Annotated in this window: 14 protein-coding genes and 1 pseudogene; 6 read left to right on the forward strand and 9 right to left on the reverse strand. The window is 52.3% G+C overall.

Annotated elements, in window-relative coordinates; genetic code table 11:
* Window positions 1-32 precede the first annotated feature (32 nt).
* Window positions 33-1,157, reverse strand: a complete 1,125-nt coding sequence (locus K429_RS0114965) for a hypothetical protein (RefSeq protein WP_026367421.1) — start codon at window positions 1,155-1,157, stop codon at window positions 33-35.
* 2,555 nt (window positions 1,158-3,712) lie between these two features.
* Between K429_RS0114965 and K429_RS0114970 the strand changes: the two genes are divergently transcribed.
* Together K429_RS0114970 and K429_RS0114975 are read left to right on the forward strand one after the other, a co-directional pair.
* Entirely contained in the window at window positions 3,713-4,792 is a 1,080-nt protein-coding gene (locus K429_RS0114970) for a linear amide C-N hydrolase (RefSeq protein ID WP_026367422.1), read from the forward strand.
* Between the two features lie 370 nt (window positions 4,793-5,162).
* On the forward strand, window positions 5,163-5,762 hold the full coding sequence (locus tag K429_RS0114975) for a hypothetical protein (RefSeq protein WP_026367423.1): 600 nt from the start codon (window positions 5,163-5,165) through the stop codon (window positions 5,760-5,762).
* 181 nt (window positions 5,763-5,943) lie between these two features.
* Here the strand turns inward: K429_RS0114975 and K429_RS0114980 are convergent, their stop codons facing one another.
* Window positions 5,944-6,732 carry a S9 family peptidase gene (locus K429_RS0114980; protein ID WP_026367424.1) on the reverse strand — a complete coding sequence of 263 codons (789 nt, stop codon included), beginning with the start codon at window positions 6,730-6,732 and terminating at the stop codon, window positions 5,944-5,946.
* 409 nt (window positions 6,733-7,141) lie between these two features.
* On the opposite strand from K429_RS0114980, the gene K429_RS0114985 reads away from it, so the two are divergent.
* The 4 genes from K429_RS0114985 to K429_RS0115000 all read left to right on the forward strand — a co-directional run bounded on the left by K429_RS0114985 (window position 7,142) and on the right by K429_RS0115000 (window position 13,686).
* Complete coding sequence (locus tag K429_RS0114985; protein ID WP_026367425.1) at window positions 7,142-8,356, forward strand: site-specific integrase; 1,215 nt, start codon at window positions 7,142-7,144, stop codon at window positions 8,354-8,356.
* Window positions 8,357-8,628: 272 nt separating this feature from the next.
* A complete protein-coding gene (locus K429_RS0114990; protein ID WP_044096680.1) occupies window positions 8,629-9,870 on the forward strand; it encodes a DUF3575 domain-containing protein in 1,242 nt (413 codons plus the stop codon).
* Window positions 9,867-10,943 carry a DUF6562 domain-containing protein gene (locus tag K429_RS0114995; protein ID WP_026367426.1) on the forward strand — a complete coding sequence of 359 codons (1,077 nt, stop codon included), beginning with the start codon at window positions 9,867-9,869 and terminating at the stop codon, window positions 10,941-10,943. Before K429_RS0114990 ends, K429_RS0114995 begins: the two co-directional genes overlap by 4 nt.
* A gap of 280 nt (window positions 10,944-11,223) precedes the next feature.
* The gene (locus K429_RS0115000) at window positions 11,224-13,686 is read left to right on the forward strand and encodes a right-handed parallel beta-helix repeat-containing protein (RefSeq protein ID WP_081750882.1); all 2,463 of its coding nucleotides are present in this window, start codon (window positions 11,224-11,226) and stop codon (window positions 13,684-13,686) included.
* Between the two features lie 463 nt (window positions 13,687-14,149).
* Here the strand turns inward: K429_RS0115000 and K429_RS0115005 are convergent, their stop codons facing one another.
* The 7 genes and pseudogenes from K429_RS0115005 to K429_RS29915 all read right to left on the reverse strand — a co-directional run bounded on the left by K429_RS0115005 (window position 14,150) and on the right by K429_RS29915 (window position 19,170).
* Window positions 14,150-14,749: a DUF4923 family protein gene (locus tag K429_RS0115005; protein ID WP_026367428.1), complete on the reverse strand. Its 600-nt coding sequence runs from the start codon at window positions 14,747-14,749 to the stop codon at window positions 14,150-14,152.
* A gap of 219 nt (window positions 14,750-14,968) precedes the next feature.
* Window positions 14,969-15,790, reverse strand: a pseudogene (locus tag K429_RS28765) (alpha/beta hydrolase).
* A gap of 401 nt (window positions 15,791-16,191) precedes the next feature.
* Window positions 16,192-17,190 (reverse strand): type II toxin-antitoxin system HipA family toxin, encoded by a 999-nt coding sequence (locus tag K429_RS0115025; protein ID WP_026367429.1) that lies wholly within the window; start codon window positions 17,188-17,190, stop codon window positions 16,192-16,194.
* Entirely contained in the window at window positions 17,187-17,507 is a 321-nt protein-coding gene (locus K429_RS0115030; RefSeq protein WP_026367430.1) for a HipA N-terminal domain-containing protein, read from the reverse strand. Before K429_RS0115030 ends, K429_RS0115025 begins: the two co-directional genes overlap by 4 nt.
* Complete coding sequence (locus K429_RS0115035; protein ID WP_197031243.1) at window positions 17,504-17,761, reverse strand: helix-turn-helix transcriptional regulator; 258 nt, start codon at window positions 17,759-17,761, stop codon at window positions 17,504-17,506. Before K429_RS0115035 ends, K429_RS0115030 begins: the two co-directional genes overlap by 4 nt.
* 232 nt (window positions 17,762-17,993) lie before the next feature.
* Entirely contained in the window at window positions 17,994-18,650 is a 657-nt protein-coding gene (locus K429_RS30295; protein WP_155923414.1) for a YitT family protein, read from the reverse strand.
* A gap of 181 nt (window positions 18,651-18,831) precedes the next feature.
* A complete protein-coding gene (locus K429_RS29915) occupies window positions 18,832-19,170 on the reverse strand; it encodes an MFS transporter (RefSeq protein WP_081750884.1) in 339 nt (112 codons plus the stop codon).

Consider the following 19,170-nt stretch of genomic DNA (forward strand, 5'->3'; position numbering starts at 1 on the left):
AGAGCCGCCGTTCGGAGCGTGTAAAGCCTTGCCTAATTCAGAGATACGCTCCTTTCCGTTGCGGTTGCACTATCCGCAACAGTATCCCCGGCAGGCCGCTTCCCCCGCCGTTCCTCTTTTATGAATTGAGTTCGCCGTATTCGTTTCCGGGGATATTTCGTTACGTTTGTTCCGGGACATTCGGACGCTTGGGAGTGTTCGTCCGACGTAAAAGTACGCAACACTTCGTCGTAAGCATCGAAATCCAGCAGGTCGAACGGTTCTACCGGTTCACTGGCATTGCGTTTTGCCATGATTCTTTCGAGCAGTTTCCGGAACTGTCTGAACCGATTGACAGCATTGGCCCCGAAAGGCATATCGTGTGCCGTATGCCGGGCTGCATAGGCATAGGCAAAGACTTTCAGCGACAGATAATCGCATTCGGGCTTGTCTTTCAAATGGGACATCATAACGACATCCTCCGGTGTCGTCAAATATCTGCAACTGTTCTGCGGGGGTGCTGCGAGCCATTTGCGCAGGAAGATCAGCGGAATATGGTCGGACTGTATGCTGAATCCGCTGCGCCGGATATAGGCGGTACTTTGTGCATATTCCGTCGCAGGATTGTAACAGCTGCTTTCGGGATCGAGGTATTCCCGACGGTCGAGGGGATAGCCGACCGAAGCGTATTCAGGTGCTACGAGGCGGTATTGCACGGGAATCGGCACTCCGGATTCTACGACCTGCGCGTCGAATGTTCCGGTTTCCGCCCATCCTGCGCGGTGTTCATGGAAAATGATATGGTCGCACCGCTCGATGAAGAAGCGAAACAATACGGACTGGAATAACTGCGTTTTACTTTCGGGCAGGATCTCGCAACGGTCTGCGGCTGCAATGATGCGGTTACATTCCGCAGCTCTGTCGCCCAACGCTCCGGACTGGTAATTGTTCCACTGCCGGGAGGTAGGAACTACCGCGATTTCCAATCCCGGATTGTCCGCCCTGCATCCCAGCAGGTGGGAAGCTACCGAACGTTCGCCTTTTGTCGTAAGGGATAGCAGGAAGCGGATGCGGGAAAAGGTTTTCAGATGGTAAACTACGACTTGCTCGAAATAGTGGGCGGTACTACGGCTGGGGCCGCAACCGCCCAAGAAGCCGATAGTGAAAGGTGGTTGCATATAAACTTGTTGCGTTCGTTAAAATCAAATTCTGAAATACGATTCCCGGCCGTTCATCTATTCCATGCAGCTGTGGGATTTGTCCGAATCACGGCCGGAGAATCGTATAAAACGGGTGCGGAACAATGATAGCAAAGTTGATAAAAGGTTGGTAAAAAGGAAAATAATGAAGCTAAGACCCAAATGTTCCGCACCCGAATATGTCGTGAAATAGAAGTGCCCAAAAAGAGGGGCGGCAACGGATGGCACGCCTCATACCACAACGTCCGCCCCTCGGCTTCCGGTATGCCAGCCTATGGAGGAGACGGCTTCGGAAGCATTGTTACAAAAAGAGCAGGAACCACATAGCCGTATGCGTTCAGCACGGCCAACGCACTATTTCCCCACCTTGGTTCTCTTGTCCCATGCGCAATGGTTCCTGCATGACAAAAACGGGTACGGAACTGTCGAAAGGGAAATAGACAGTGATGCAACTTTCGGCATGAAAGATTCAAATGCCCCGCACCCATTATTGTAAACGAACGGCAACATACCTTCCCTGCACCGACCAAGGATCGGCGGAACGTATTTTTTCGATAGAGAGTATAAAGCCGTAGCATAACCGGGGTTAGTGTTTCAAGTTTAGCACGTTCCGGCATGGGTTAAACACACGGAACGTAAACTCCTCGCATTGGTCAAGGCTCCAGAAGGAAAGCCGGAATGATACAAGTAAAAATGCACATGCCTGCAAGTCGTAACCATACAGCATCATCCGGAATGCGAGAACACGATCCGTCGGACTGCTATTTCACTCCGCTATTCCTAAAACCCTTCAGGATTTTAACCTGCGAAAATACCGCCCTGTCGACGGTGTAATTCAAAAATAGCACAAAAAATCAAAAAATACAACACATTCCGAACATTTTTTACGCCGCAGGGGGTATGTCGTCCGAATGGTTCATACAACCGCCCTAACAGAACATCCCGTGCTGAAAATAAAAACGGGACATCCTTTCGCTCCATTCCGTTACGCGGCCATAAAGTCTATGCGGCAATGAACCGGCCCTCTCATTGTCGGACATACAACCGGATAGATGGGCACAAAAGAAGGCGTACGTCTCAACCATTGGGAACGTGCATCACAACCGGACAGCGACCACTCGGTTGTTATATTATCTGTTGTATCAGCGAGATAGATACGGACTTCTTCAGCTCAATTATATGGTTATTTCTGTTAATTTGTCTTAATTTAGCGGTGTAATATTATATATAATTTATATATGTTAATATTTTAACTTATCTTTGCACCGTGAAACTAATACCTATTGATACCGTTATATATCAAGTCAAGGAGTTGGCTTGGTATTTGTTTAGTTAATAATGGGGCATGGACGTTGTGAAACGTTTCTCCCCCGCTCTTTATCTTAAAAAGGAACAGGCGGTATTGTAGAATGTTCATTTGAAGATAACAGTTTGTTTGATACTGTGATGATGAAAGTGAAAGTTATTTGACTTAATCGTCGTTTTATTAAAATTTGTTTTTAAGCAGGAATGGACGTAGTGATACGTCTGTTTCTTTTTTGCATCTGTAATGCTTAATTGTTTGCATCCATAATTGAAATGAAGACAGCATACTGTTTGCCTATATTCGTGATATCGATCCTATACGAATATCAAGATAAACGTTTGTTTGGAATCAACAAAGTTACTGCAACTCCTTTTAGAGAGGTTTTGACTGGAAGACTGACGTTGCGAAACGCTTGTCTTCGTCCATCCATAAAAGATAAATTATGGGTTAGAGCAATAGTTTGCTTGTAACTGGTTCATTATTCCAGTCTTTATTGGTTGAGAAATAGACGTAGTGATACGTCTATTTTCTATAATGTAGCCAATAAAATTAAGGTTAGGGTCGAACCGGTTTTTTGGTTTATCTTATTAATTTTTTTTGTAGTTGGCACATAGGCGTAGTGATACGTCTATGTGTCTGCAAAAAGAAAGAGTATTTCCGGTACAGTGAGGAATGTCAATAACCGGTTTGTTCTATACACTTTTGCCAATATCATTGTATATGCTTTTTCGTTTGTTTTGTTTGTGGTTTAGAAAGAAGCAATATATAGGGCTAAGGCGTTAGCCCGCTGTTGGGTCGGCCTTGTGAAATGCTTAACCAACGGTTGTGACAATATGGTAGGCTCTTTTTTGATGAATTGAATCTCCTTTAAAGAGGCGTACCAGTGTTTCATAGATAATAAATTATTAGAACTGAAATAATGGGCGTAGCGATACGCCCATTGTTTTTACCGTTTCCGCTGATTCCCAGATTTTGATTGGAAGACGGCGTTGCGAAACGTCCGTTTCTTGCCTTCCTTGGCGTTTTCCGGCAAAAAAATTGCCGTACATGGAAACATTCCTCATGCAGGAAGCGTTTTAAGAGTGATCGAAGAGACTCATACTGGAGAGAGTGGCGTTGTGCCATGGACGCCTTGCGGAGCTGTTCCGTGTGTGCGGTCCCCGATAGCCACATCTGCATTCAGGAAAGTGATTCGAGTGTTTTATTGTATGACATAAAATTGTGACCTATGGACTCAAAACAATCGTCAAGACGGCCGGCTGTGTTCGGCCTGCAATCACAAGCGCCGGTGGATGCTTGTACCGGTATTACCTTGAAAAGCCGCGATGGTTCGGTCGTTGCCGCACGTACTGTCGAATGGGCGGAAAGCGTCATGGATACGATGTATGTGGTTGTTCCCCGCCATCAGGAGCTTCAATCGTTCACCCCTTCGGGAGTGGATGGAATGAAGTTCACGACCCGATACGGGTTCATCGGTATGTCCGTAGAGCAAAAGGAGTTTATGGTGGAGGGCGTCAACGAGAAAGGGCTGTCTGCCGGACTCTTCTACTTTCCCAATTACGGGAAATATCCCCCTTATGACTCTTCCAGAAAAGAGAGTAGTTTGGCCGATTTCCAGCTGGTATCTTATATATTAGGTGAATGCGGAACCGTCAATGAAGTGAAGGAAAGGCTTCAAAATATACGTGTTACCAATATCGATCCCCGTTCCTCCACGGTCCATTGGCGGTTCACCGAACCATCGGGACGGCAGGTCGTGCTTGAAATCGTGGACGAGGTCATGCACTTTTACGACAACCCGTTGGGGGTATTGACCAATTCCCCCGGCTTGGAATGGCATTGGACCAACTTGAACAACTATATCAATTTGCAGCCCGGTACGCCCCCGGAACATGACTATGGCCCTTTACAGATGAAGTCCTTCGGACATGGGGCCGGTTTGCTCGGACTTCCGGGGGATTTCACCCCGCCGTCCCGGTTTGTCCGTGCTGCTTTTTTCCAGCTGACGGCTCCGCAGCAGCCCTCTGCACAGGACAGCATTTTCCAGGCATTCCATATCCTGAACAATTTCGATATTCCGACGGGGACTGCACAGCCGTGGGGAAAGGCGTCTGCCGATGTACCGAGCGCCACGCAGTTCACGGTGGCCACGGATACACGGAACCGGCTCATTTACTACCGCACCATGTATAACGGCAATATCCGCTGCATCGACCTGAAAACCGTTGATTTCGAGAAAGCGAGGTATCACAGTATGCCTTTGGACAACGTGAGGCAGCAACCGGTGGAGCGGATCGGGATCGAATGAGATGCTTTGTACGGATATATCGGGGTTCCCGTAAAGTTTGAAAAAGGATGTCATGCCTTGGCATAATGAAGCGGAGATGCGGAAAAAACTATCGCATTGCCAACCCGCTCCACAAGAGTCGGCAAGGTCTGTAAGTATGCTCCCTTTCCTTTTTTTAGAAGGAGATTTGCCGCCTATGCGTTGCTTCATATCGGGAATTTCGCATCGGAAATACCAAGGTTACGAAAAGTAGTATATGCTGTATTTAGCCGGTTAGTAAAGTAGTGGAGTAGTAAATACTACTATACTAATTGTAGTAAAGTCGTAAAATAGTAGATACTAATCATATCATGAGATGATTTTCGATTACCTTTGCAGCAAAAATTGCAGTATGGTAATAGAAAAATTTACAGAATCCGACATCGGGGAAGCCGCCGGATTGGCATACCCGGTATGGGGTGTGGAACATGCGGATAACGGACCGGGAGAAAAGTTCGGACTGCTGATGTGTGAATATATCGTTCGCTATGGCTGGTATGGAGCGCCTTATGCCTTCAAGCTCACCGACGGGGCTGCGATGAAAGGTTTTATATTGGCCGGGGAGATCGGCCGGAAGAACGGATACAATGAATGGCTCGATTCCGTTATGCCGACACTCGACGACAGCCAGAAGCGGGAAGCGGCGGCGCTTCGGGATTATTTCGGCAAAATGACTCCCAGGGTCCATGGTTATATGAACGCGGCAGACGATCTCTACTTGTCGTTTTTCCTCTCTTCGGTACGGGGTGGCGGAAAACTGTTGCTGAACGAGGTTGTCTCATTGGCAAGGACGGAAGGTTACAAGAATCTGTACCTATGGACAGACTCGTCGTGTAATCACGAATACTATGCCTGCAACCGTTTTGAACTTGTCGCAGAGTTCGAAAGCAATGAATGGGCAACCGACACGGACGATTATCTGACCTATATATACAGAAAAGCTATCGAGTAACGGGGTCTGCGCGTGTTATTCCGTTTCCGAAACTGCAGGAAGATTCACTATTTCCGGCGAAGAGTAAGCTCCTCATATAGAATCCCGCCAAAAAGAGGGAGGCCGCATTTTTTTTGCAGTCTCCCTCTTTTTGCATCGGACGGAATGCCGGTGCCTGTTTGTACTTGTTTCCGACGGAACCCTATTCTTTCAGCACACGCAATAGGAAATCCCTCTTCTCCTTTTGTATTTCGGCAGGAATCGGGCCGCAGTGCTTTCCGCCTTCGATCTCCTTATAGACCACGCCATGATGCCCGCTTTTGCGCATCGCCTTCACGAACCGGTCCGAATGGTGCGCCTTGCTGACCGACCGGTCGCCCGAAGTCTGCATGATAAAGAAAGGAATATCGGGAATCTCCCGAACCTGATCCATCGGGTTATGTTCGGTCATGCTCTCTTCGAATGTGTTGTCATATCCCCAGTAGGCACACCGGAAAGTCCGGGGCAGATCGGGGCGCTCGGTAAAGTGATATTTGATGTCCGTCACGGGACAGTTCGCCACACATGCGCTGACCGGGCGCCGCGCATAACGGGGGTAGAGAATGGCGCAAAAACCGCCCATGCTGCCGCCCATTGTCACTAACGGAACCGAATCGGGAATTCCGTACTCTTCATAAACCGCATCTACGATTTCGTCCACCATTTCCCGGGCTTGCCGGTTCATCCAGTGCCAGGGCCCGCAATAAGGATGAATGATCAGATATCCCTTCTTTGCCAACATCCTCTCTTCCGAGGAAGGAGCCGCACGGAGCTTGGTGTTATTCAAACCGTGGAACGAGACCATTACACCCCGGTAAGGTCCGGGAATCGAATCGAAAATCCACGCCATTTGCCGGGCTTCCCCCATCGTCAGTTTGCGCCCTTTCTCCCCGACGGCGAACACCGCGGCAGGAACGGCGATACAGAAGAAAATAATAAGCAACCGTTTCATACACTGATTTTATAAATCATTTCAATAAAGAAGTTTTCGTAAAAGTAGCTGTTTTCGGTATAAACTAAAAATAAAATAACATTTTTTCCGAGCCGCCATTCACCCAAGGTTCCGTCGGCTTTATGGCCTTTCCACCGAATCTTCGGTACATGGATTTATGTTTTAAGATATTATAACAACCCCTTTTAAGGCTGGTCTTTCGGAGAATCCGGGATACCATACATCACGCCTGTATTCCATTTAAAGCCGCCTCTCTGTCTCTATATATCCGTCGCAGCATAACCGAGGTGAGTGGTTTAAAGTTTAACACGTTCCGGCATGGGTTAAACACACGGAACGTAAGCTTTTCGCATTAAAAAAAAGCCGTAATAAACTTGTTGTCAAATTAGTATAACCAATTTTTCTAATTATGACTACAGTAAAAGTAAAATTCCGCCCTCCGACAGTCGCAGACCGTCCGGGCAGTATCGTCTATCGGATCACGCGCCACCGTGTGACGAAGAGTATCACCACCGGCTACAATCTCCGCCCCGAGGAGTGGGACGGGACGAATCCGACCCCCACCGCCACGGGCGACACGCACCGCAGGCAGGCCGTGGAGTCGGTATCGCACCGCATCCGGCGGGATATGGAGCGCATCAGGAGAATCGTCCGCACGCTCGACAGGAAAGGGGCCGAATATTCGGCTGACGACGTGGCGTGCGAGTTCCGGCGGGTGTCGGGGGCAGCGCAGGAAGGGATGTTCCTGGGATTCATGGAGGGCGTCATCGTCAGACTGCAAAGGCTGGGCCAGATGGGAACGGTGCACAACTACCGCTCCGTGCTGAACAGCTTCCGGACGTTCAGGGACGGCGAGGACATACCGACGGGGCGGATCGACGCACCGCTCATGGAGGACTACCGGTCGTGGCTGAAAGCCGAGGGGAAGGCACCGAACTCGGTGACGTTCCACATACGCATCCTGCGGGCGGTCTATAACCGGGCGGCCGAAGAGGGACGGACGGCGGACCGCAGGCCGTTCCGAAGAATATCCACACGCACGGAAAAGACCAGAAAGCGGGCCGTAACGTGGGAGGAGGTCAAACGCATCAAGGAGCTGGACCTGACGGGCAGGGAACAGCTGGCATTCGCCCGCGACCTCTTCGTCTTCCTATTCCTCTGCCGGGGGATGTCTTTCATCGACGCGGCGTTCCTGAAAAAATCGGACCTGCGGAACGGGGTCATCACCTACCGCCGCCACAAGACGGGGCAGCGGCTGCAAATCCGGGCGGTGGAACAGATGCGGGAGATCATGGAACGCTATCCCCCGTCCGGGGAGTCGCCCTACCTGCTGCCGATTATCGCCGAGCCGGGACACGACGAACGCAGGCAGTACGAGACGGCGCTGCACCGGACCAACAAGTACCTGAAAAAGATAGGCAGAATGCTGGAACTGACGCTGCCGCTGACAACCTACACCGCACGCCACAGCTGGGCGACGGCCGCCAAGCGGAAGGGGGTTGCCATAGCCACCATATCCGACGCTCTGGGCCACGAATCGCAGGCCACGACAGAGGTCTATCTCGCCTCGATAGACACCGCGTCGATAGACCGCGCCAACGACCTCGTCATCGGCGGCCTGTAAGCTGTCGGTAAGCGGACAGCAGGGAGATAAAAAAATCCGTTTTCTCGAAGAAAACGGATATGCGATGCAAATATAATACAATCAACTGAAAACAAAGTGAATACACCGAACTTTTTTACCGCTTTTTTGTTCTCCCGCCTTTTGTCCGCCTTTTCGGGGGGGGTAAAATGCTGGTTTACAACGTATTATATAAATACATCCGTTTTCTTCGAGAAAACGGACGCGTGAGCGAGGTACCGAGAACGTACAAGAACCATAATACGAACCAATATATGAACAGAAAAATAATCATCCCGTTGCTCGTCCTTCTTCTGGGCATCCTTCGTGGCTTCGGTCAGGAGAGCCGCACGGAATTCTGCGTGGGGTTCCGTGTGAACAGCACGACCATAGATAGCGGCTTCGGGAAGAACGCCGAGCGTCTCTCGGAGCTCCTATCGTTTCTGGAGCAGATAAAAGCGGACAGCACCGTGCGGATCACGGGAGTGGCGTTCTGCGGCACGGCCTCCCCCGAGGGCGGGTCCCAGCTGAACAAGCGTCTGGCGCAGGGACGTCTGAAAGCCCTTGAAAAGACCGTCCGCGGGGAAATCCCGATACCCGACAGTATCGTTACAAGAAACGACGAGTACATCCTGTGGGACGATCTGGCCGCGATGGTCGGGGAATCCGATATGGCCAACAAGGAGGCGCTCCTCTCCATCATCAGGGAGGGGACGGACGCCGTGGGGAACAGCCCCGCGACGGACAGCCGCATTCCCGCCCTGCAAAAGCTGGACAACGGGAAGAGCTGGCGGGAGCTGAACCGCCGCTTCTTCGGGCGTATGCGCAACGCCTGCGTGGTGTTCATCACCTTCCGGAAAGAGCCCGAGCCGGAACCGGAGGAAGCCGTAACGGAACCGGAGCAGGCCGCCGTCGATACGGCAGTTATCACCGAAACGGTTGCCGTTGCCGATACGGTGCCGGCAGCACCCGCCGACGAGGGTTGGCGGCGCAGGCTGTACGTGAAGACCAACGGCGTGGGCTGGGCGATGGGGATAGGTAACGTCGCCGTGGAAGCCGACCTCGCCCCGCACTGGTCGCTCTGCGTACCGGTCTATTACTCGGCATGGAACTACTTCCGCTCCACGGTGAAGTTCCGCACGCTGGCCGTCCAGCCCGAAATACGCTACTGGTTCGACGGGAACAACGGGGGCTGGTTCGCGGGGGCCCACTTCGGCTACGCCCAGTACAACTTCGCCCTCGCCGGCGAGTACCGCATACAGGACCACGACGGGACATCGCCCGCCCTCGGCGGCGGCGTGAGCGCGGGCTACCGTATGCCCGTGAGCCGCAACAAGCGCTGGAAGATGGAGTTCTCGCTCGGCGCGGGGGTGTACGGCCTGCATTACGACAAGTTCCGCAACGAGGAGAACGGGCTGCCGGTGGCTACCGTGAGGAAGACCTTCTTCGGTATCGACCAAGCCAGCGTCTCCATCGTGTACACGTTGGACTGGAAAAGAAAAGGAGGTGCAAGATGAAAAGACTATACGAACATATCGCAAGCCGCGTAATATGCAGGCTCCTGCCCGCGCTCTGCCTCGCCGTGGTGGCGGCAGGCTGCGACGTGCACGAGTTCCCCGAACTGCCGCAGGAGGCCGCGTTCACGCTCCGGCTGGACTTCGACACGGAGCTGCCGCTGCACAAGGAGGTACAGTACGCGGTACGCTCCGCAGGGGCAGCGAACGCCTATGACGTGCGCCACATCGTGAGCGTCCACCGTCTGGCCGCGGACGGCAGCTACGTCCGGCAGGCGGACAGGCTCTTCGTGTTCACCTGCGACGACGAGGCAGGCCTGAACTGCTCGCACGAGCTCACGCTCGCCGAAGGGAAGTACAACTTCTTCGTCTGGACGGACTACGTGCACGAGGGCACGACGGCGGACAACTACTACGCCACCCCGGACTTCGCGGAGATCATCCTGACGAGCCGCACCGACCATGCGGGCTGCGAGGAGTACCGGGACGCCTTCCGGGGCTCGCAGCAGGCCGCCGTAACGGTAAGGAAGGACGGAATGCGGGAGGCAAGCAACGTGGCCACCGTAACGATGAAACGCCCGATGGCGAAGTTCAAGTTCGTCTCCACCGACTACGGGCAATTCGTGGAAGAGGCGCTCAAAGCGAGGGCCGGCACGGAGGAAACGGAAAGCACGGAGGGCACGGAGAGCGGGACGCGGGTCGTCGATCCCGCCGACTACCGGGTGGTGTTCCGCTACACGGGCTTCATGCCCTGCTCGTACAACATGTTCACCGACAGACCCGCGGACTCGTGGACGGGCGTCTCCTTCGAGGGCGGCCTGAAAATGCTGGACAACGACGAGGTAGAGCTCGGCTTCGACTACGTCTTCGTCAACGGCTCTGAGGCGGGCGTCTCCGTGGCGGTGGAGGTTTACCACAAGGACGGCGGGCTGGTCGCCTCGTCCCCCACGATAAACGTCCCGCTGGTGCGCAGCAAGCTGACGGTGGTGAAAGGCAGCTTCCTGACCTCCGTGGCCGAGGGCGGCGTGGGGATAGACCCCGACTTCGACGACGAGTACAACATAGAGATCAAATAGTTACCCCCGACAACCGCAACCGACTATGCGCACTACTTACAATATATTGACTAACAGCGTTTTACCCCCCACCGAAAGACTGAAAGAGACGGGACCGGAACGGGTGCGGAGGGGCGGTCTCCCCCCCCGTAGCGTGTGCCGGACCATGGCCGTACTATGGCCGCAGGACAGCGTCAGCAGATGCGTCGCGGAAGGCGGCAGCGGCACGGCAGGGAAGCCGGACGGAAAACAGAAACGAGAGTTTTTTATATAAAATCATTTACCCCAAAAAACAAAATTCATGATGAGAAAAATTTTATCATTGTTCGCAATCGCCTCCATGCTGGTTGCGACATCGTGTTCGAATGAGGAATTCTTCGACAGTGCGAAAAACGGAACGGAAGCCAACGTGAGCTTCACGGCGCAGCTCCCGGAGGGACTGCAAACGAAAGTGACGACCCGGGCATACGGGAAGGGTGAGAAGGCAACGCAGCTTACCTGTGCTGTGTATGACGCGGATTGGGTGCTTCTCCAAGACCTCGGAGAAAACAAGACGCTTACCAACGGCAAAACCACGGTTGACCTTCGCCTTGTGAACGGAAAGAGCTACAACATCGTGTTCTGGGCGGATTCTTACGGGTCCGAGGCCACCGATGCAGCGATTGAGTTCGACCAAGCAGAAGCGAAAGTCAAGGTCGATTACGACAAAATCACTGCCAACTCGGAAGCACTGGACGCTTTCTTCAGTGTAGAAAAGATTACAGTTAACGGAAATGTAACCAATGATGTGAAGCTGAAACGTCCTTTCGCACAGCTCAACATCGGTACGTCTGATTGGGCAGATGTAGAAAAGAGCGTAACCATCACCCAGACCGGCGTTAAGGTAAAGGGTATCTACAATACGCTGTCCTTGAAGGACGAATCTGTAAGCGGCGGTGAAGAAGAGCTTGTTACATTCGCTTTGGCGGATCTCCCCAGCGAGGACGAGGAGTTCCCCGTTAAAGGAGGTTATACATATCTGTCCATGAACTACCTGCTTGTCGGCCAAGAGAAGAGCAACGTAGAAGTAACCATCATGTATGACGAGGCGAGCGGTGTTCAGCCCTATGAGATTGACAAGAATATCCCCGTGCAGCGCAACTACCGCACGAATCTCTACGGTAAGCTGATTACAAGCCAGAGCGACTGGAACGTGAGCATTGATTATCTGTTCGATGAGCCAAGCAACGATATTCCGATTTGGGACGGAACAACAAAAGACAAGCCGGCTGTAAGCGATGACGGAACGACTTATCTGATATCTACAGCCGCCGAATGGGCTTATTTAGCAGAGCAAGGTTCAACCAACGGAAAGAAGATAGAATTGAGCCAGAACCTCGATTTCGGAGGCCACACAATATCGAATTTAGCTTTAAGTGCGGGTGGAGAACTTAACGGTAATAATCACACGATGTCCAACATGACCATTAGTCCCGCCAAGGACGGCTATGCTATCGGATTGATCAATGGCGACGGCACACGTGGCAACGTTACCATCAAAGACATTACTTTGAGCGATGTGAATATAGACAACAAGAATACTACAACAGGTGGTTTTGCCGGTGTTGTTTTCGGAGCTATTCAAAACGGCGATGTAACCATGGAGAATGTCCACGTTGTCAATAGTAAAATTAAAGGTATGATAAGTGTCGGCGGATTGGTCGGATTCGTCGCCAGCGGAAGAACTCTGACCCTTAATAACTGCTCTGTCAAAAATAGCGATATTTCCAACTATGCAGTGTCCAACGAGTCCGGATTCGTTGCCGGTTTGGTAGGCCGCCCCGTAGGAACCGTTGTCGGTCAAGGCAATGCGGTAGAAAATGTAACTATCGTAGCTTACTATGCGGCAAAAAGAGGTGAAAACTCTATTCAAGAAATAGTCGGCGGAAATAGTTCAGTAAGCGCTACTACTGTTAATAATTCGGTAACCAAATATGCTGTCGAAAAAACAATCTCCGTTTCTTCTACCGAGGAATTGAAAAATGCTCTGGAAAGCGATGAAAATACCGACAAAACAATCTTATTGGCTACAAACACCGAATTTGATGAGATTACGGTATCTAAAGTTGCAAGTAATTTGACTATCGAAGGCGACGGGAAGACCACCGTTGTCAAAGGTATCAAGGTTGACGAAACCGACATTGAGGGGTTGACCCTGAAAAATATTGTCTTCAAGGATAAAGGTATGTACTTGAGTTTCACAAGCACACCCCATAATAAAGTAAGTAAACTGACCATGCAGAACTGCACCATGACAGGCTCGGGCCAGGACAATAGTACCGCTATGGGCAACAGACTGTTTGATATTGGTACTGATTCTTTTGGCAGCAACCAGTTGATCGACGTTACCATTGAGGGCTGCACTGTTTCAGATGTTTATCAGGGTATTCGTTTGGGCGGCTTGGAAGGCAATACCACGATCAAGAACAATAGCATCTCTAATGTCGGTCATAACGCCATCACTTTGCGCAGCACCTCTGCTACCAATAGTACGATATTGGTCGAGAATAACGTCATCACCAATGGTGCAGATCGTGCCTTCCGTATCGGCACAGTGAATGCGGGAACCGTGACCTACAAGAACAACACCATCACCAATACCGGTGATACTGATGGTGAGAACTTCAAGGCCAACACCATCAACGGAACGGTCACCTTTACAGGCAACACCGTCAATGGCACGACTTGGGGAGAGGGAACCTATACCTCTGCCACCAACTTCTGATTATTTCCATCGTTTCTTCCCGATGCTGGAAATGGAGATTCAGCAGTAAAAAAACGATTGCGGCAATCCACCTCCGACCAGAAAACATAGGAAAAGGATTGCGGTAATCTATCTAATCGGAAACATTTTTTGAGAGAGTGTTTACATAATCGTAGGCACTCTCTTTTTATATGATAAACAGCCCGACACCGGCGAAGCTCCGGTAGGCGCACAGGGCTATACTTGTGTATCCCAGTCCTGCGGGCCGCTCTCCGAACGGAGGGAAAAAGGGGAAAGGAACAGCGGGAAAGAGAGACATCGGGGCTGCGGCAGTCTATCTCCGCCGTATCTGCCCCCAGAGCGTGCCGGAGAAGGTTCCGGCGCACAGCAGGTGCAGGCCGTCCTTGCGGACTGCTCCGAAGGGGAAGGCACAAAAAAAAAGGAAGCCCTTTGCAGACTTCCTTTTTCTGTCGCTGTAACGCGCTTACTGCTTCGCCATCTCGAAGCCCAACAGCAGGCCGTCGTAGGAGCCGATAATGCTGTTCAGGGTGGAAGCGGTGGAGTTGACCTTGGAGACCGCACCGGAGAGGGTCTTCAACACGGTCATGAGCTTGTCGGCGTCGAAAACGAGGCTCATGCTGCTGCCCGTGGTGGTAACATGGGCCACGGTCTTGATGCCCAGCTTGCCGGTCATCGTGATGGTCTTGGCGCTCTCGTCGAAGGTGTAGGTTCCGCTCGAAGAGATTTTTTTGACGGTGTATGAATATGTACCGTCCTCGTTGAAGGTGTACCGGAGGTTGTCCAGCCCGATTTTCTTATAGACGGACGCCAGCCGGCTCTCCACCTCGGCAGCGGCCACCTCGCCCCCTGCCTGTGCCAGCAGGTTGTCGCTCTCGAAGCAGCAGTCGGGAGCGGAATACTGCCATGTGCCGACGATAGAGGTCGAGGTCGTGGCTTTGTCCCCCACCACGGTTTTCACCACACCGGACAATATCGACTTCAGGTCCTGGGCTTCCGCATGGCGGGAGACGCAACACAACAACAGTACTATAAGCAAAAATCTTAACAAAATAAAATTCTTCATATCGTATATCGTTTAATGATAGGCAAATATACGAAAAAAAACGAGATAACGAGGTTTTTAGGGGAGAGAAAATGATAAAGACTTCCGGTTTGCGGTTCGCAGGGCCTCCCTGCGGAGCACTCCCGGAACAGCGGGGAAAAGGGAAAAGGAATAAAGAACGGAACAAGAAAGCCGGGCAATACTGTCTTTGTCCGGCCTCTTAGGATTTGTAAACGGGGGTTATTCCCGGGTGTGTGTCTTCATCTGTCTATTAATTAATATGCAGGCAGGTGCGGATACTGTTACATGATCAAAACCTTCCATTTCGTAAAATGTTACTTTCTGCCCCAATGCCTTGAGGAGTGCGTACAGGTGGGCATTTTCTTCGTAACGCGCAAGCATTTCCAATTCTTTGTCTCCGGTGATAAGTATCATGGGTGATGCGTCTTTGCGTATGTTATTAGATGGGGCATACTTATCTATGACGGGAATGCCAGAGGGCAATCCGCGTTCTTTACGGATGGTGTAATGAGTGGTGGTCTGGCCGCTGATGGGGAAGGCGCCTGCTATTCTATTGGCATCTATGCCCCACTTTCCCAAGTAACTTTTGTCTAAGTTGAGCATCAATGTGAGATACCCTCCGGCAGAATGCCCGGATATGTATATTTTGTCCGGGTTTCCTCCGAATTGTCGGATATTCTCGAAAGTCCATGCTACTGCTTCGGCTGCATCTTCCGTATATGCGGGATTTTCGGCACGCGGACTGAGCCGGTAATTCACAGCTATTACGGCATATCCCTGATTTAAAAACTCCTTCGGAAAATGTTTTTCTCCGGCTTCCAAGCCGCCGCCATGAAACCAGACAAGCGTGGCGAAGTCCTTTTTATCGGCAGGGTAATAGAGGTCGAGCTTGCAGCGTTCTTGTTTGTAAGCATCCGTTTCTCCCGTATGCAAATAGGAAATGTCTTTTTGTATGCGATAACCTTCGGCCGGCTCCTGTGCCTATGCGTGGCAAAACAGTGCTTCGCAGATAATGATAATAGAGACGATAATATGTTTCATTTTTTATTGAATTGTTTATAAACGGTAGAGCAAATACACTTGTGCGTATGATTCTTCCCCCTGTGTTCCCTTCGTTTGCGCCGTAATCTTTTTACGAAGGACGGGCCGGTTCAGATTCTTTGTAATTCAAGTTAAGAGCACAGTAATTGTCTATGGACTGTCGAAGGGTTCCCTTTCCTGCCCCGGTACTCCCTGATTGCATACGCAGGCTCAATGCCGGAGAATCGGCCAGATCCTGCAGGGTAAGTCCCGGCAACATGCGCCGCTGTCGCCGATAACCGAGTAATCCACAGGTGCAACATATTGCGCTTTTCTTCGTAAAGGTAATGCAAAGACCCTTACCGGACAAGGAAAAGCGCAATAAATTACACCTTGCGGATGCGATTTGAAACGGCAGGGGCTCAACCGTGCCTGACAAAGCGGCTCAACCGCTCCTGATACGAGCGCCGGTACATCCGCTTGCACTTCTCGTCGAGGAAGGAACGGTCTATCAGCCCATAGACCTCCGGCTGCTCCCGGGAGAAGGTGTCGAGAATCGCGGTCATCTTCTTGGGCAGCACGCCGATACGCCGCCCGAATGTCTCGAAATCCGCCCTGCATGGGTGTCCCGTGCGGGCATAGGTGTCGGAATACTCCGACAGCGGTATCAGCCCGCCTTGCAGGGCGAAATCCTCGTCCGCGACGTGAATCGAGGTGTTGAGCAGGTCGTAGGCCGGAGCGAGCAGGTAATCGCCGCCGGGGGTCTGCTGCACCGAAAAGTTTTTCAGGTGCGCGTCGCCGTTGGCGAAAAGGTAGTTGAAGACGACGAGCGCGAAAAAACGGCTCATCTGCACCTGCCACGCCGAGACGTAGGCTTTCAGCAACGCGGCGACATCCTCGTAGCTGCCCGTGTACTTGAAGTCGCGCCCGTGCGTCGCGCTGCTCTTGCGGGCCAGCGAGGAGAAGTCCTCCTGCTTGATCTTGCTGCCGTCGGCAGCGTAGTCGAAACGCCGGGTGATGTAGGCCGCCTCGCCGCTGCGGAAGAATACCAGCGCGTTCTCCGCCGTCGGGATCTTATACACCTGCCATGCAATCTGCATGGTCAGGTGCTCGTTGGCCGGAATCTGGTCGCGGAAGCGCAGGTGCTTGTAAGCCGGCGCCGGCTTGATGATGTAACGCCCCCGTTCGCCGGGGGGAGTCAGCACGATCTTTCCACCGGAGAGAACTGCCGAGAGCTTCTCCTGCACGCCCGACACGGAGAGGCTGTTGATACCGGCGGCCAAATCCCCGCTCTCCGCGTCATAATTGAAATCGAGCAGGGGGCTGACCCTGCACCCGTCGAACAGCCGCCGCACACACGACGGACAATAGCCGCCGAATCCCCCGGCCAGATGGCCGGGACAAACCGTCGATGTCTTCATATCTCCCTGACCGTTATCGCCCCGATGGTGTCGGTATGCGCCGTTGCCAGCAACAGCCCGAAGGCGTCCTCGCCGTCGATCTTCAACGTGCGGCTCTGATACGCCCTGTTCGCACCTTCGGCGAGCATGTTACAGAAAAACGGAAACAACGTCTCCGATACGAACTCCTTCCCGCTTTTGGGGAACGAAAGGGCAATGGCTGTCTGGCTGCCGTCCGCCAGAAACGCGTCGTCGTACCGAAACCGGTACTGTCCGTTGTCGGTCTCGGCAAGCACTCCGGCCAGAACGCCGTTGCTGTATATTTCCGCTTGTCTCATCTGACTGCCTCCTTCACTCTCAACAACAATTCCAGACCGAGCGTCGCGGCAATCTTCGAGAGGGTCGCGACGGAAGGGTTTCCCTTTCCCGCCTCGATACTCTTGATGATACGCAGGCTCAATCCCGTATAATCAGCCAAATCCTGCTGGGTAAGTCCCAGCAACATGCGCCGCTCCTTGATAATCGAATAATCCATAGGTGCAAAATATTGCCTTTTCTTCGCAAAAGTAATGCAAATTCTCTTACCAGACAAGGAAAAGTGCAATAAATTTCACTTTGAAGATATAATTTGAAACACTCGGAGCAGTGTACGCCGACATCCCGGGCAGCGGGGAAGTTCCTTTCCGTCATCGCATTGCTGGGCTGCCGACGGCCGGATCCCGAAACGGCGGGAAAGGGTCGTTCTCCTTGCAGTTTTCCGTATGCCGGGGCTCAATCCGTGCCCGACAAAGCGGCCTGCCGTACAGCGCACTCCGATACCGGGGTCAGTCCTCCCTATTCAGCCATCTGCCGACCTTCTGCTGGCAGGGCTGGAGCCAGCCTACCATCAAGCCTACGAGAAAGGCCGAGACGACGGTCCCCTCGCGTATCCCCTCCACGCGGTGCAGAAGCATTACGGACGTGAGGAAACCTATGCCGAGAAGGGAGACGTCGAAGATGATCTTGACACTCTTGTAAGGACGGCCTGCGGTCCTGACGATGGCCAGCGCTATGCCCTCGCTCGGAAGAAGCAGGGTGCGGGTCATCAGCTCGAAATTGACTCCCGCCCCCATCAGGGCACAGCCGCATACCAGCGTAAGCAGCTGCATGGGGTAACCGTGCGGCACAAGCCATCCGGTGAGCCACATGCTGAAATCGATAAAGAAGCCGAAAACGGCCGTCATCGCCAGTTGCAGATACTGCAACTTCCGGAACTCATGCTTCAGCAACACGACCTGGCCGAGAATGAACAGCACATGCAAGGCGATGGTAAACTGTCCTATGGTGGGCTTCAGACCGAGGCTAAGCACATAGGGAAACAACGAAATGGGACTAATGCCCAAATCGGCACGGATGCAAAGCACAATACCGAATGCCATCAGAAAGAGTGCAAGCACCAGTACGCCGACACGCCGCGGCAATGTCCCGAAAGTCGTCTCCATTCGCTCCATTACAATTTTTGCGGATTTTCACCAATCATGGCGATAAAAGTACCGTTTTAATTTGAAATGCAGGCTATTACCGATACAAAAAATTGCAAAAAGAAGTTGCGGAAAAGTGAACTGCACCCCAAAAGTTAGACATAAAACTTTTGGGGTGCAGTTCAAAAGCGGGGACGGACGGTCAGTTCCTGAACATGGCCAGCGTCCCGAGGAATGCGACGGCAGCCATCACGGCGATGACCATGAACGGGCTGTACCCGATGTCCAACGTCGTCAAAAGCGAGGAGAGGAACTGCCCCAGCGAGGTCATGATGGAATAGAGGGCCAGGTTCCTGCCGATGTTTTCCTTCTTGCTACGCTCCACCGTCAGGTGGTTGATCAACGGAATGGTCAGTCCGAAGCCGATACCCAGCAGCATGGCCGCAACGAGCAGGATGGTGGTCTCCACGGACGCGGTAAACAGACCGTAGGAGAGCGCATAGCTGACGAATGCGGCGCAGAGGCAGCCCTTGGGCGTCAG

The organism is Bacteroides sp. 14(A), assembly GCF_000526555.1.
In the GTDB taxonomy this organism is placed as follows: Bacteria; Bacteroidota; Bacteroidia; order Bacteroidales; family Bacteroidaceae; genus Bacteroides; species Bacteroides cellulosilyticus.

What these genes read in the sequence shown, in the direction of transcription:
- K429_RS0114965 (WP_026367421.1), bottom strand. Translation starts at nt 1,157, where the DNA reads ATGCAACCACCTTTCACTATCGGCTTCTTGGGCGGTTGCGGCCCCAGC.
- K429_RS0114970 (WP_026367422.1), top strand. Translation starts at nt 3,713, where the DNA reads ATGGACTCAAAACAATCGTCAAGACGGCCGGCTGTGTTCGGCCTGCAA.
- K429_RS0114975 (WP_026367423.1), top strand. Translation starts at nt 5,163, where the DNA reads ATGGTAATAGAAAAATTTACAGAATCCGACATCGGGGAAGCCGCCGGA.
- K429_RS0114980 (WP_026367424.1), bottom strand. Translation starts at nt 6,732, where the DNA reads ATGAAACGGTTGCTTATTATTTTCTTCTGTATCGCCGTTCCTGCCGCG.
- K429_RS0114985 (WP_026367425.1), top strand. Translation starts at nt 7,142, where the DNA reads ATGACTACAGTAAAAGTAAAATTCCGCCCTCCGACAGTCGCAGACCGT.
- K429_RS0114990 (WP_044096680.1), top strand. Translation starts at nt 8,629, where the DNA reads ATGAACAGAAAAATAATCATCCCGTTGCTCGTCCTTCTTCTGGGCATC.
- K429_RS0114995 (WP_026367426.1), top strand. Translation starts at nt 9,867, where the DNA reads ATGAAAAGACTATACGAACATATCGCAAGCCGCGTAATATGCAGGCTC.
- K429_RS0115000 (WP_081750882.1), top strand. Translation starts at nt 11,224, where the DNA reads ATGATGAGAAAAATTTTATCATTGTTCGCAATCGCCTCCATGCTGGTT.
- K429_RS0115005 (WP_026367428.1), bottom strand. Translation starts at nt 14,749, where the DNA reads ATGAAGAATTTTATTTTGTTAAGATTTTTGCTTATAGTACTGTTGTTG.
- K429_RS0115025 (WP_026367429.1), bottom strand. Translation starts at nt 17,190, where the DNA reads ATGAAGACATCGACGGTTTGTCCCGGCCATCTGGCCGGGGGATTCGGC.
- K429_RS0115030 (WP_026367430.1), bottom strand. Translation starts at nt 17,507, where the DNA reads ATGAGACAAGCGGAAATATACAGCAACGGCGTTCTGGCCGGAGTGCTT.
- K429_RS30295 (WP_155923414.1), bottom strand. Translation starts at nt 18,650, where the DNA reads ATGGAGACGACTTTCGGGACATTGCCGCGGCGTGTCGGCGTACTGGTG.